At 36.5% G+C, this 13,663-nt stretch carries 11 protein-coding genes; 8 read left to right on the top strand and 3 right to left on the bottom strand.

What is annotated here, in order from left to right:
• Positions 1–93: 93 nt before the first annotated feature.
• From AC4MRQ_RS08465 to AC4MRQ_RS08490, 6 genes are all read left to right on the top strand, one after another.
• A complete protein-coding gene (locus AC4MRQ_RS08465) occupies positions 94–1,509 on the top strand; it encodes a sulfatase-like hydrolase/transferase (protein ID WP_491197230.1) in 1,416 nt (471 codons plus the stop codon).
• A gap of 15 nt (positions 1,510–1,524) precedes the next feature.
• Entirely contained in the window at positions 1,525–3,111 is a 1,587-nt protein-coding gene (locus AC4MRQ_RS08470; RefSeq protein WP_491197231.1) for a sulfatase family protein, read from the top strand.
• 197 nt (positions 3,112–3,308) lie between these two features.
• On the top strand, positions 3,309–3,662 hold the full coding sequence (locus AC4MRQ_RS08475) for a hypothetical protein (RefSeq protein ID WP_491197232.1): 354 nt from the start codon (positions 3,309–3,311) through the stop codon (positions 3,660–3,662).
• 112 nt (positions 3,663–3,774) lie between these two features.
• Positions 3,775–3,978 carry a hypothetical protein gene (locus AC4MRQ_RS08480; RefSeq protein ID WP_491197233.1) on the top strand — a complete coding sequence of 68 codons (204 nt, stop codon included), beginning with the start codon at positions 3,775–3,777 and terminating at the stop codon, positions 3,976–3,978.
• Positions 3,975–6,218 (top strand): sulfatase-like hydrolase/transferase, encoded by a 2,244-nt coding sequence (locus AC4MRQ_RS08485; RefSeq protein ID WP_491197234.1) that lies wholly within the window; start codon positions 3,975–3,977, stop codon positions 6,216–6,218. The genes AC4MRQ_RS08480 and AC4MRQ_RS08485 overlap by 4 nt, the downstream gene beginning before the upstream one ends.
• A gap of 10 nt (positions 6,219–6,228) precedes the next feature.
• Entirely contained in the window at positions 6,229–7,923 is a 1,695-nt protein-coding gene (locus AC4MRQ_RS08490) for a sialate O-acetylesterase (protein ID WP_491197235.1), read from the top strand.
• A 109-nt stretch (positions 7,924–8,032) separates the two neighbouring features.
• Here AC4MRQ_RS08490 and AC4MRQ_RS08495 read toward each other — a convergent pair whose 3' ends face one another.
• The 3 genes from AC4MRQ_RS08495 to AC4MRQ_RS08505 all read right to left on the bottom strand — a co-directional run bounded on the left by AC4MRQ_RS08495 (position 8,033) and on the right by AC4MRQ_RS08505 (position 10,701).
• A complete protein-coding gene (locus AC4MRQ_RS08495; protein ID WP_491197236.1) occupies positions 8,033–8,440 on the bottom strand; it encodes a DUF2721 domain-containing protein in 408 nt (135 codons plus the stop codon).
• 493 nt (positions 8,441–8,933) lie between these two features.
• Entirely contained in the window at positions 8,934–9,635 is a 702-nt protein-coding gene (locus AC4MRQ_RS08500; protein ID WP_491197237.1) for a LytR/AlgR family response regulator transcription factor, read from the bottom strand.
• Positions 9,625–10,701, bottom strand: a complete 1,077-nt coding sequence (locus AC4MRQ_RS08505; protein ID WP_491197238.1) for a sensor histidine kinase — start codon at positions 10,699–10,701, stop codon at positions 9,625–9,627. Before AC4MRQ_RS08505 ends, AC4MRQ_RS08500 begins: the two co-directional genes overlap by 11 nt.
• 212 nt (positions 10,702–10,913) lie before the next feature.
• On the opposite strand from AC4MRQ_RS08505, the gene AC4MRQ_RS08510 reads away from it, so the two are divergent.
• Together AC4MRQ_RS08510 and AC4MRQ_RS08515 are read left to right on the top strand one after the other, a co-directional pair.
• Positions 10,914–11,315, top strand: coding sequence for a MotA/TolQ/ExbB proton channel family protein (locus AC4MRQ_RS08510; RefSeq protein WP_491197239.1), 402 nt, complete (start codon positions 10,914–10,916; stop codon positions 11,313–11,315).
• A gap of 150 nt (positions 11,316–11,465) precedes the next feature.
• Complete coding sequence (locus tag AC4MRQ_RS08515; protein WP_491197240.1) at positions 11,466–13,352, top strand: serine hydrolase domain-containing protein; 1,887 nt, start codon at positions 11,466–11,468, stop codon at positions 13,350–13,352.
• The last annotated feature ends 311 nt before the right edge of the window (positions 13,353–13,663 follow it).

The raw sequence follows: 13,663 nt of genomic DNA on the forward strand, positions 1-13,663 counted from the left end.
ATGTTGCAACGATGAAAACGATGTAAAGGTGGGTTTGTTGAGCTGTTGTTTGAATGTTGATATTTTCGTTGAGATGAATAATGAAAATTAGAAATGTTCAAATTAGCTACAATTATCCGATTGCAATTAATGTTAAGTCTGCTGTTTCTTTGTGGCTTGATGTGTATTGCAAATCCAATACGCAAAAAAACTGATAGACCTAACATCGTTATTATTTACGCCGATGATATGGGTTTTGGGGATGTTGCCTATAACGGTTTTAACGATGTTTTAACCCCTGGTCTGGATGCCTTAGCAAAACAATCAATACAGTTTAATCAAGCTTATGTGTCAGCCTCGGTTTGTGCTCCTTCTCGTGCAGGCTTATTAACCGGGCAGTATCAACAACGTTTTGGACTAGGAGAGAATTGTAGTGCTTCAGGTTGGCCGGACTCTGAAATTTCACAAGGATCTGGTATCCCTGATGATAAAGTATTGGCGCCGGAATTACTTAAATCAATTGGGTACACAACCGGAATGGTGGGTAAATGGCACTTGGGTGTTGCCGAATCAAAACGTCCAAACCAAAAGGGTTTCGACTACTATTACGGCTTTTTAAATGGTGCTCATTCGTATTATAAGTCAGGACTTAAGATGGGCAATAAAAAAGCACGTTGGCCATTATTTGACAATAATACACCAGTTACCTTTAAAGGATATCTGACCGAAGTTTTCACTGATAAAGCAATTAATTTCATTGAAAAATCAAGTAACCAACCTTTCTTTCTATACCTTTCATACAATGCGGTTCATCACCCGTGGGAAGTCCCAGATAAATATTTAGAGCGCTTATCGCACATTGAGCTACCCAATCGGAGAAAATTTGCGGGTATGGTATTAGCAATGGATGATGGAATTCAAAAGGTTATTCAGTGTTTGGACAGGCAAGAAATTGGAGAAAATACCATTGTTATTTTTATGAGTGATAACGGTTCTCCCAGAGGACAGGCAAAGAGAAATGTACCTAATGATTATATGTCTTCAACAGGAGGCTTACGTGGATGGAAAGGAGATACCTATGAAGGAGGAATCAGAGTACCGTTTCTGATCAAATGGCCAGGTGTATTGGAACCCGGTATGTATGATAAGCCAGTTTCTAATTTGGATATTTTACCAACATTGGTAAGCTATCTTGATATAAATGGCGATCATGATTTTGATGGTGTTGACTTGTTACCCTATCTGAAAAATGAAACTGATGAAAACCCACATGAAATACTATACTGGCGTCGTGATGATGATTATGCTATTCGCAAGGGAGACTGGAAACTTTGCTGGAATGATAGGGGGATGAAAAATTCTGATTCACCAGAACTATTTAACCTGGCTGATGATCCAAAGGAAGAATTTAACCTGGCAGATGAATTTCCAGAGTTGGCTGCGGAATTGCAGAGCATATTTAATACCTGGGATAGCCAGTTGCCTGATTCAGAGTGGTGGGGAGCACCTGATAATAGAATACGTGAATAATAACCGATATAGATTATGAATAAGATCAGTCAAATTGTATTGTTGATGGCAATGGTTTTAGTTGTTGCTTGTCAACCAGCCAAAAAGAAAGAGTCGCAAAAAAAACAACCTAATATTGTTTTTATTTTCAGTGATGACCATGCCTATCAGGCTATTAGTGCTTATGGTGGCGTATTAAAGGATTATGCACCAACACCAAACATTGATCGTATTGCAGATGGAGGTATGTTGTTTAATCGTTGCCTGGTAACCAATTCAATCTGTGGACCTTCAAGAGCTACCATTTTAAGCGGAAAATACGGACATTTAAATGGTTTTATATCAAATGAAGGAGGTACTAAATTTGATGGTTCTCAAGTTACATTCCCTAAACTGATGCAAGAGGCCGGATATAAAACAGGTATTGTGGGTAAGTGGCACCTTGGATCTGAGCCAACAGGTTTTGATTATTGGGAAGTATTACCAGGACAAGGTTTTTATTACAATCCTATTTTTAAAACACCAGCAGGTAAACACACCGAAACCGGTTATGTAACTGAAATCATTACAGATAAAGCTATCGATTACATAAAAGGAGCTCAGGATGATAATAAACCATTCATGTTAATGCTTCAACATAAAGCTCCTCACCGCGAATGGGAACCAGGTCCTAATGAGTTGACTTTATACAAGGATGTTACTTTTCCTGAGCCGGCAAACTTATTTGATGATTACTCAAATAGAGGAAGTGCAGCTAAAGAACAGGACATGTCAATTGACATTACCATGCGAATGGATCGTGATTTGAAAATGTTTAAGGACAAAAAACTTGGCACCACAGCTCGCTTAAATGAAGAACAGGAAAAGGAATGGGATAAAGTGTATGATCCGATTCTCGAGTATTATAATAACGCTGATTTAAAAGGGAAAGAGTTGGTTCAATTTAAATACCAACGTTACATGCAGGATTATCTGGCTTGTATTGCCAGTGTAGATAAGAATGTTGGCCGTGTGTTAGATTACCTTAAGGAATCAGGTCTCGATGAAAATACAATTGTCATATATTCTTCAGATCAAGGATTTTATTTAGGTGAGCATGGCTGGTTTGATAAACGTTTTATGTATGAGGAATCTCTTAAAACTCCATTACTGGTTAAATGGCCTGGTGTTACAAAGCCTGGTAGTACTAATTCCAATTTGGTTTCGAACCTTGACTTTGCCCAAACTTTCCTTGAAATAGCAGGAGCCTCAGGTGGTGAAGAGATGCAGGGACGCAGTATTGTACCGATCCTGAAAGGTGAAACTCCTGAGGATTGGCGTAAAGAACATTACTATCATTATTATGAGTATCCAAGCTGGCACATGGTGAAACGTCATTATGGTATCGCCACAGAGCGTTACAAACTAATGCATTTTTACCACGACGTAGATGAGTGGGAGATGTACGATTTAAAGGAAGATCCGAGCGAAATGAATAATGTTTACGGTCAGGAGCAGTATTCAGATGTTCAAAAAGATTTACACAACAGGTTGGAAGCTTTACGGGTGAAATACCAGGACTCAGATGAATTAACTCAGGAGTATCTGGAAAAATCTTTAAAGCGTTTACGACACATGAAATAACACAAATTCAATCAGGTAGCCTGTTTCTTACAGGCTACCATTCATCATTTGGTCATACTACGAATCCTATTAAATATTAAGCAGGATGACTACTTTGCTTTAAAAGCCTTTTCATAAAATGGATTCACAGATGTTTAATACGGGTATGTTTAAAGTACCTTTTAATTAGAAAAATCAGTAAACTAAAATTAATAGTTATGAAAAATCAAGTTTTAACAGTTGCAATGATTTTTTGTGCATTGATGATGTTCAATAATTTGAGTGCACAAAAGTTAGGGAAGAAAGCACAGGGAGCCATTAAAGAGGAAGTTGCAGAAATGACAAAAGTAATGGATTTGAGCTCTGAACAACAAGCTCAGGTTTTGGATCTGAAGACTAATTTGAGACAAAGCAATTTAAAAGCTTCAAAAGCGCATGAAAAAGGGTCACAGGAGTTAAAAGATGCACGCAAAGCTAACATGCAAAGCTATATGGCTGAATTGAAAAAAGTATGTTCTAAAGAGCAGCTTGCAAAATGGAAAAAATATAGAAAGGCTAAGCGAAATAAATAATTGTTCATGTCCTGATTTAGATAAGCTGATATGTGATTGCTACAATCACATATCAGCACAAATTACAATCGACGATTAATTTGGAGGAGAAGAAGTTATGAACGGGGAATTGATGTTAGAAATGAATGTAGATGTGCAAATCGACGATATTAATCAATGTGAATATGCAACTGTTCATTTTTCTGATGGCAGTGCATACGCTTTAGTTAAAGAAGAATTAGTCCAGACTTTAAAAAACCTGCCTAAATTATCTGGTTTCCTTTTTATGGTAGTCAATCAGATTGGAGGTCAGGTTAAAATAATCCCAAAGAAATGAGAATATCTAAATATGCAATAGCCCTTTTAGTAATGGTTTGGTGCGCAAATGTATCTGCACAACGACCAAATATATTAATTATCACAGCCGACGATATGAGCTGGAATACAGTCGGTTGTTTCGATGGTGAGAAGCACGGTGAAGGTGTGACTCCTAACATTGATGCATTGGCAGCACAAGGTGTTAAATTTACAAATGCCCATGTTGCTTCAACTGCATGTATGCCATCACGTAATGCAATTAATACCGGCCTTTTACCTCACAGAAGTGGAGGAGAAGGCTTTCACGATTTACGAATTAAGAATATTCCAACAATTCCAAATGTGTTTGATGCCAATGATTACTTTGTGGGTATCCTGGGAAAGATTCCTCATAGTACGCCATACGAGAATGTAACTCCATGGCATTTGGACGAAGAGATGGAAAGGAATACAGATGTGTTCTACTCACGTGCATCAACCGTTATAGATTCAGCGTTAAATACAGTTGGTAAACCATTTTATCTGATTGTGAATTCACATGATCCGCATCGCCCTTATTATAAGCTGAATAGTGTTGGCACAGATTTAGGTGAAGCAAAATCACATCCTTCAAAAGTTTTCTATCCGGAAGATGTGATATTACCAGCATGGTTACCTGAGGATGAAGATGTACGAACAGAAATGGCTGAATATCTTTGTTCATCAAGGCGTTGTGATGATGTGGTTGGAAAGTTACTTCAGGTACTCGACGAAAAAAATATTGCCGATAATACCCTTGTGTTTTTCTTATCGGACCATGGTATGGCAGCGCCAAGTATTAAGTCCAATATTTATTATCACGCAACAAAAACACCCTTAATACTGCGATGGTCTGGCAATAATAACCTGACGCCAGGTACTTCAGTCAGTGAAATGGTGTCGGCATTGGATATTTTCCCGACGATTTGTGAAGCAGCAGGTATTGACATCCCAACAGACCTGGATGGGCAATCTTTATTACCACTTATTAAAGGTGAAGATCAAAGTGGGAGAGGTATGCTATTCTCGACTTATAATACGACAATTGGCAAGAATATTTATGCATTCAGAAAAGTACATAATGAGAGATTCGCATATGTTTTTAATCCATGGCACGATGGTCGCACAACTTACAATAGTTCTTCACTCGGTGCCAGCTTTTTTGAAACAATGCTAAATATCGGACAAACGAATCAATATTGGCAAGATCGTTGTGACTTTATTCTTAAAAGAATTCCTGAAGAGTTTTATGATGTACAAGCTGATCCAGATTGCTTAAATAATTTGATTGATGATCCATCGTACCAAAATGATATTGCAGCTTTTAAAGAAAGCCTGCGACAGGAAATGGTTGACAGCAATGACCCGATTTTATCAGTGTTCGATGAATATCAAAGCAGTGGCGATGTTCAAAAAACTTATGATGAGTTTGTTCGTGTCATTGAGGAGGCTAACTGGATAGGACATGCGCCTAACCTGGTGGTGGTACAAGAAAAGTGGACTATCTATCCGGCTGAGGGTACGATTTATTCTGAAACCTTTGAAAATACACCATATCAATATGGTAAGATTGGAGGTGCTCCCGTTAATATTGTTGAAAATCCTTTAAAAGAAGGGATTAATACCAGTAATAAAGTTTTGAAAGTTGAGCGTAAAGCTGATAATACCAAAAGCTACATTGGAACATCAACAAAAGTGGCCATATTTGATGCACCACGCTATGTACACATGAAAATACTGAAGGATCGTGCCTCTGACACACGCTTTCAGTTCTCAAAAGAGGATAACAGCAATAAGGTGATTAAAAAAAGTATGGAACCATATGATGCCAATCATCTGGGAGAATGGCAGGATCTTGTTTTTGATATGGGAGAATATACAGATTGCGGTAAAATTTGGATACAAGTCGATTACAGTAGTCAATCGGGTGATTACGATATCTATATTGATGATATCATCATTAACAACAATCCCGATTCGAGAGCACCAATCAGCACTGATTTACAGGAGAATGTAGAGATTGATATTTCAGTCTATCCAAATCCGGCACACGATAAGCTCTATTTTTCAGGAGAAGTAACATCAATTCAAATATTGGATATTAATGGCAATGTTGTTCGTGGAACAGGAACAGATAATTATCGAAAAAGCATTGATATAAGTGAATTAACAAGCGGTATGTACTTTATAAGTGCAGAAAAGGATCAGCAGATCTTTGTTAAGAAATTTATTAAGCGCTAAATTTTAGATTATGAAATACCTCTGCTTGACACTGCTTTTTGCATTAACAACAATCGTTACAGCACAATTAAAACTACCCACGTTTTTTGCTGATAATATGGTGTTACAGCAAAATACCTCAAACGCCATTTGGGGATGGTCTGAAGCTAATGCACATGTTAGTATCAGAACATCCTGGGGAGAACAGAGAAAGGTTGTGTCAGATAAAAACGGGTATTGGAAAGCAATTGTTCCAACACCGTCATATCGCAGAGGTCAATCGCTTATTATTTCCGCAGGTACAGAAGAAGTAGAGATCAAAAATGTATCTATTGGTGAAGTATGGTTATGTCTTGGGCAATCTAATATGGGTTGGGCTTTAAAGAATTGCTTTAACACCAATGAAGAATTGAAAAAGGCCAATGTTGCCGATTTACATATTTACAAATCAGACCGGCAACACTGGCACGAACCAAGAAATGACTGTGCCACGGGCCGGTGGAGGCAATCCAATTCAATATCAGCTGGTAATACATCTGCCGTGGCCTGGCACTTTGGAGCTACTTTACAGCGGGAGCTCGGTATTCCGGTTGGAATTATTGTTCAGGCCTATGCAGGTACACCTGTCGAGGGCTGGATTCCATGGCAGGATCAGGAGGATATTGAACGAAGCCAATACCATAAGCAAACGATGGACGACGTATTAAATCGTCAGCTTGGTAAGCTAAATATGAGCACTGAAAGTGCCATGGAGAAGTATAAATCAGAATTAGCTGAGTACCATCAACGGATGGCAAGTGGCGATACGATGAAAAGTAAAAATAAGCGCTTAATGGCTCCCATTATCACCAGACCTGCCAACCTTGGCAATCAATATCCGGCCCATATTTATAATGCTATGGTACATCCTTTATTAGGTTATGGGATTAAGGGAATTATTTGGTATCAGGGTGAACGAAACTCCAAAACGGTACAGCAGGCAATAGCTTTTAAAGAACAGCTGAACCGTTTGATCGATACCTACAGAAAACTGTGGTTTGAGTATTCTGATGGTCATGTTAATGATGATCTTTATTTTTCTTTAACTCAACTACCGTCATGGGGACCTGAACAATCGCAGCCCGTTGAGGGTGTTGAATCCCCCTGGGCTGTTTCGAGGCAAATAATGCTGGAGTTGCAAAATGAATTAGATAATGTTGGCTTAGCTGTTTCAATCGATACAGGCAGCCCGGTGGAGTTGCACCCCAAAAATAAGAAGCCGATTGGTTTAAGGCATGCTTACGGGATTTTGCATGATGTTTACAAGAAGAATAGGGTAGGGCATGGCCCTTATTTTACATCATTTACCAGAAATGAGAATACCATAGTGCTTTCCTTTGATGGTGTTGGCAATGGTCTGAAATCAGCTAATGGAGAAGCCTTAAACAGTTTCGCTATTGCTGGCATGGATAAACGATGGTATTGGGCCAAAGCCAAAATAAAGGATGAAAAAGTAATTGTTTCATCAAAGGATGTGCCCAATCCTGTGGCAGTGCGCTATGCATGGGCAATGAATCCTTCTCAACGAAACCTCTTGTATAATACCGAGGGTTTTCCTGCTTCACCATTCAGAACAGATGACTGGGGTTTGTTTGAGAGTGATGCTGAAGAAATAACAGTTAATAAACCCAAGAAGCCCAAAGGCTATGTTTCAAAAGACTGGTGGCGACCAGCTATGACACCTTAATTTGGGGCTTATGAGATAATATTTAATTTGATTCCCGACTAGCAAAAGGCTGTTCAATCACGAAACCAACCCATCTGGTATCTATTGAACAGCCTTGTTTTTATCTTCTTTAATCCTCGTTCACTGGATGCTCCATATCGTTTAGGTGTAAATCAAGGGCACGAACTGATATCTTAATTTCCCAACCTGATAACAATAGCGAGATAATTAAGAGTAGTAAACCCAGACCAAAGGCATAGGCTGCCGGAGTAAATACTTCGATATAAATCAGAAACATGGATAATACACAGAACATTAAACTAGCTACACCAAGGAGTTGCATGTTTTTAATCAGATATAAACGCTTACGCAGGTTTATAATTTGATCAAGCAGCACCTGATCGGGATTGGCTTTTAACTTTTCATATAGTTGTCGCACCAAAGCGGCGTAGCCAAGAAAACGGTTTGTGTAGGCTAAAAGAATTAATGAGACAGCCGAAAATAGCAAAGCCGGAGTAGTTAATGTTAATGCTTCCATCATTTCATTTTTATGCACAAACCATAAGCTATTAGCGATTGTTCGGTTGTACAGAGTATTTTAACAATATTTAATCATTACAATCTGTGAACTAATAAATCATGTAAGTAAATGGTATTGGTATAAATAGGAAAGCTAATAATAATAAAATGATTAGAGTGATATAGTTGAGCTTTAAAGATTTATTGTTCATGTAATTGCTCTGCCACCTTGTAATTCTAAAAGCAATATATATTGAAGTGACCATTGCGATTACAAGTAATATCGACGCCGGGAGAGCGGAAATTTCACTATCAAATATTTTCACTTGAAAAATCCAAACAATAACAAAGATCAATACAATTGTTAATACAAATGAAGTCCAGGCTGAAAGTAATCCAAGTAAAAATCTAAGCCATTTTGGTCTTATTATTTTGTTTTTGTCTGCCATATTATAGTTGTTTTTTTGTCGTATGCTGGTATTCGTTAGCTCTTTTGCAAGTTTTGAAAGGTCTTATTGTTTTTCCAGATGATTTAATACTTGCTCTTTATAATTTCTGCCAATAGTAAATTGCCGGTCATCCAGCTTAATATATGACGATGTGTAGTGGTCAATTTGGTTAATATTAATAATGAAAGAACGGTGGATACGAATAAACATCTCTGCAGGTAATTCCTTTTCCATACCAGATAATGATTCGTAGCAGATGAGACTGTTGGATGTTGTTTTAATTTTGATGTAGTTATCCACCCCTTCAATATAAAGAATGGTTTCGGTGGGAATATTATAGTTCTTTTTATCTGCCTTAATATGAATAAATTCTTTTGGCTTTTGAAATCGTGTTTGTTCCATTGACAGAAATCTATTCATGGCTTTTAAAAACCTTCCGGTAGAGATAGGCTTTACAAGGTAATCGAGTGCATTGAGCTCAAATGCATCAACAGCATATTCTCTGTAAGCTGTTGTAAAAATTACATAAGGTTGTTTGGGTATGGCTTTTAGGAATTCAATGCCGGAAATGGATGGCATATTGATATCTAAAAATAATATATCAATAGCTCCTTTGTTGATTAGTGGTATTGCATCAATTGGTTTCGTATATGTGCCAATACATTCAATATGATCGCTAAAATTTTCAAGATGTTCCTGAATAACTTTTATTGCCAATGGTTCATCGTCAATTATTAAGCATTTGAATTTTTCGTTAACGGGCATACCTAATAATTTTAAGTTTGGCGTCAAAAACATCATTATCTGAAGATAATTGTAATTCAAATCTATTTTGATACAAAAGTTCAAGCCGTTCGCGAACGTTTTTCAGCCCGAGGCCTTTGCTTTTCCTTTCATCAATGTTGTTGCAAACATTATCGTGAATACTGTTTTTAATATGAAAATCAATTAAATACTGGCTTATCCCTAATTTTATTTCGATAAAATCGTTGCTTGCTTGTTTTAACCCATGCTTAAACGCATTTTCAACAAAGGGGAATAGAATTAAAGGAGCAATTTTTATCCCGGATACATCTTTATGAAAATCAGTTTTAACATTAAAGCTTTCGTGTCTTATTTTCTCAAGTTCAATATAATTGTTGATAAAATTAACTTCATTGCTTAAATCTACTTTGTCGGTATTGCATTCATACAGCATATATTCGAGTAAATCGGATAAACGAACAATAACTTCCCTGGTAAGTGAAGTATTTTCGTTTACAAGGGCGTAAAGGTTATTCATCATATTAAAAATAAAATGCGGATGAATTTGCTCTTTAAGCACTTGCAGTTGTACCTCTTTGAACTTTAACTCCAACCTGTTTTTTTCTTGCTCAATAATTGATTTTTCTTCTTTCGATCGATAGGATTCCTTCGTAAAATAAAAAACAGAAGACAGCAGTGAAATAAGATAAGTGCCTGTGAGAAGAATTATAACATCTTCAAGTGAAGGCAAAATCATATTTGGCAGGGCAACTTTAGAATAAAAAGCGATAAGAAAGAGAGCAATACTAATAAGCCATAACGATATAATAAATAATAAGAAGAGTAAGTATAAAAACAGCGCTCTTTTACCTTTAAATAAAAGCTTAGGAATTAAAATTTCGTTGGTTACCCATGCATTAACGAAACTTATAACTAAAAGTAAGATTGATAAGTGTGTACGCATTTGAATATCGTAATGCCTGTTGCTGAAAACAAAAAACATTAATAGAGATGCTATTAACCAATAAATGATTTCCCAAATAGGAAAAACGGTATTATTTGATTTTATGTTTTTGTTGATAGCCATAGCTAACAAATATAAAACGAAAAAAGCTTCGGTATTAAAAAGCATCCTTATTTTATGCTAATAGCACGAAACGCGCTCTGAATAACAAAAATGCTATTTATTGTTTTAAATTTGTTGTTGAGGATGCCATTTATGTTGTTCCTATAATAATATTTTAAGGGTTATCATGAATATTTACTATTGTTTCATTATTAATTTTAAAATTTAAAGTCATGATAGTTAGATTATTTTATGAAGGTGGCCCCAGTTTTACGGGTCCTGTTCTAATGATGTGGATAATTGTATTTATCCTTGCCATCCGATTTATCATTTTATATCGTAGTAATAAAGATCCTCAAAAACTTAAAAGGACGAACGACACTATTTTGTTTATTGGCAGTTTTGCTTTTTTGGTGGGGATAACCGGGCAAATGGTTGGTCTTGTTGCAGCTTTTGATGCAATTCAAAGGGCTGGAAGTGAGGGCGTATCACCGCATTATTTAGCTGGTGGTTTAAAAGTTACTTTTATTGTACCAATTTTTGGCATGGCACTTCTTATGGTATCAGCCATCCTTTGGTTTATTTTTCGAAATCTGAAAGAATATCCATTCCAAAACGAACCTGTCACTCAGTAATAGGGAATATAAGGCGGCTGCAAATCCATTTCCTCTGATCAGTCCACTAACTCCACTATAGTGAAGATCCCAATATTTACATCGTATTAACGACTATTGTGATTTCAGCTGTTCGAAAAACATAACATACCGCCTAAATCAAATCACATTATGAAACATTTACTTATGACACTTTTAGTGATATGTTCCTTTTTTATGCATCACGACATAATTTATTCTCAAAATACAGATATTCACACTGACAGTTTAGCTGCCTGGATTGATTCCTCATTTATAAAGGGCCTGGAAGATTATAATATTGCTGGGGCTACCATCATATTAATGCAAGGTGATTCCGTTCTTCATATAAAAGGGTATGGCCTGGCCAATATTGAATCCAATACTCCGGTGAATAGTACTTCTTCGATATTTGGAATAGGTTCTATATCAAAAACTTTTGCAGCGACAGCCATTATGCAGTTGTATGAGGATGGAAAGCTAGAACTCGATCGAGATGTTAATAATTATCTCACATCATTTCAATTAGAATACGAATTCAAGGACTCGATTACAGTAAGACGTTTGTTAACTCATACTGCGGGTATAGATATGCGTAGTATTGGCTCAGTAGTTCGGGCGGAAAAAGATGTCATTCCCTTGGCACAATATATAAAAAGACGAATGCCAACTCAAATAAGACCCTCGGGTAGGGTTATTGCGTATACCGATGATGCTTATGCTTTATTGGGTCTTATTGTCGAAGAAGTATCAGGTATGCCTTGTTATGAGTACATTGGGCAAAATATACTAAAACCGCTGGAAATGGATTATAGCGGTTTTAAGCGGCAAGCTGATTTTAAAGAAGACTATGCAACTGGCTACTTGCAAAAGGGCGGTCAATTAATTCCATGCAAACCCGGTTTTAAACTCGATTATCCGGCAGGAGGCTTAAACGCAACGGCATCAGATATGGGGCATTATATTTCTATGTTCCTGAACAATGGCAATTTTAAAGGGATTCAAATTTTAGATTCTACAACTGTTGCTATAATGCGTCAAGAACCCTTCAGGCATTATGAAAAGGCTGGATACGGATGGTTGTTGGGCTTTCAAGAATGGTATTGGCACGGAATGCAACTTTATGGTCATACAGGCTCCATTTTGGGGTTTGAAAGTCAATTATCATTGATTCCCGAAAAAAATATAGGTCTTTTCATTAGTACCAACACTACAAATTATTTAAATAGTAAAAGCCGGGTATTTATAAACAACTATATTAATAGTCTTTTAACACGGCTTATGCCCGATAGTATTACCAAAAAAGAGAAGGCAGTTATGCCTGCGGCTGGTTCCGTTGATGAACCATTGGAGAAATTCACAGGTACGTACCGATCTATATTTTATGGATATAAAACGTTGAATAAATTGGCCGTTTTAGTTGGATTAGCTCCCGAATTTAAGATTGTATCAAATGATAGCACACTTGAAATAGTAGAATTTGACAATAAGCTGGTGCCGATATCCGATTTAACATTCCATTCGGTATATAATTATTACGTAGCTTTTGGCAGAGATACCAAGGGTGATATTTCTTATTTTTTTATAAATGCTAATTCATTCAATAAATTAAAATGGTACGAGCCAGTTAAGTTTCAGATGTTCTGGGTTGGAAGTATTATCCTTATTTTATTGAGTTACATTATAGTAAGTGTGGTGCGTAAATTATTTGTTCGCAACAAAAAAAGTCATCTGATTAAAACTATTAATTTTTCGCTTGCTTCTTTAATTGCACTTTTTATGGTAATGCTTGTTTACGCATTAATAACAACTGACCCTGCAGAATTTTTCTATGGTATACCTTTGCTCCTTAAAGTGGCACTAATAATACCCTTTATAATTATTCCATTGGCCTTTGTTAGCATCTATTTTTTAATAAAAACTATTCGATATAAAGAGCTGGGAACCTTGGATCTAATTTATCAATCAGTTATCGTTGTTGCTGCTTTGGTTTTTATTCCCTGGTTAATGTACTATAACTTAATTGGATTTAATTATTAATAAAGGAGGCTGTCTTTCAACATAGAAGACAGCCTTATAATTTAGCCTTTTCTATGATAGCTTAAGTGAAATACAGCTTTAACAATGTTTAATTACTGCCAGTGGCAATGCAGTCCTTATGCTTGCATATAACAATTCAATGCATGTAGTGTTGGGCATTTCAAGACTCTTTACTTTCGACCCGTTGAAATGTTTATTAGTTGCAATTATCTTTCAAGTTGCCACAATTAGCCCAATGACATATGACACATTATTATAGCGCGTTACTTTATTAATTCTTTTAAGATTGATTCCCATTCTTCAACTTCTTT

Source organism: Carboxylicivirga sp., from assembly GCF_982718395.1.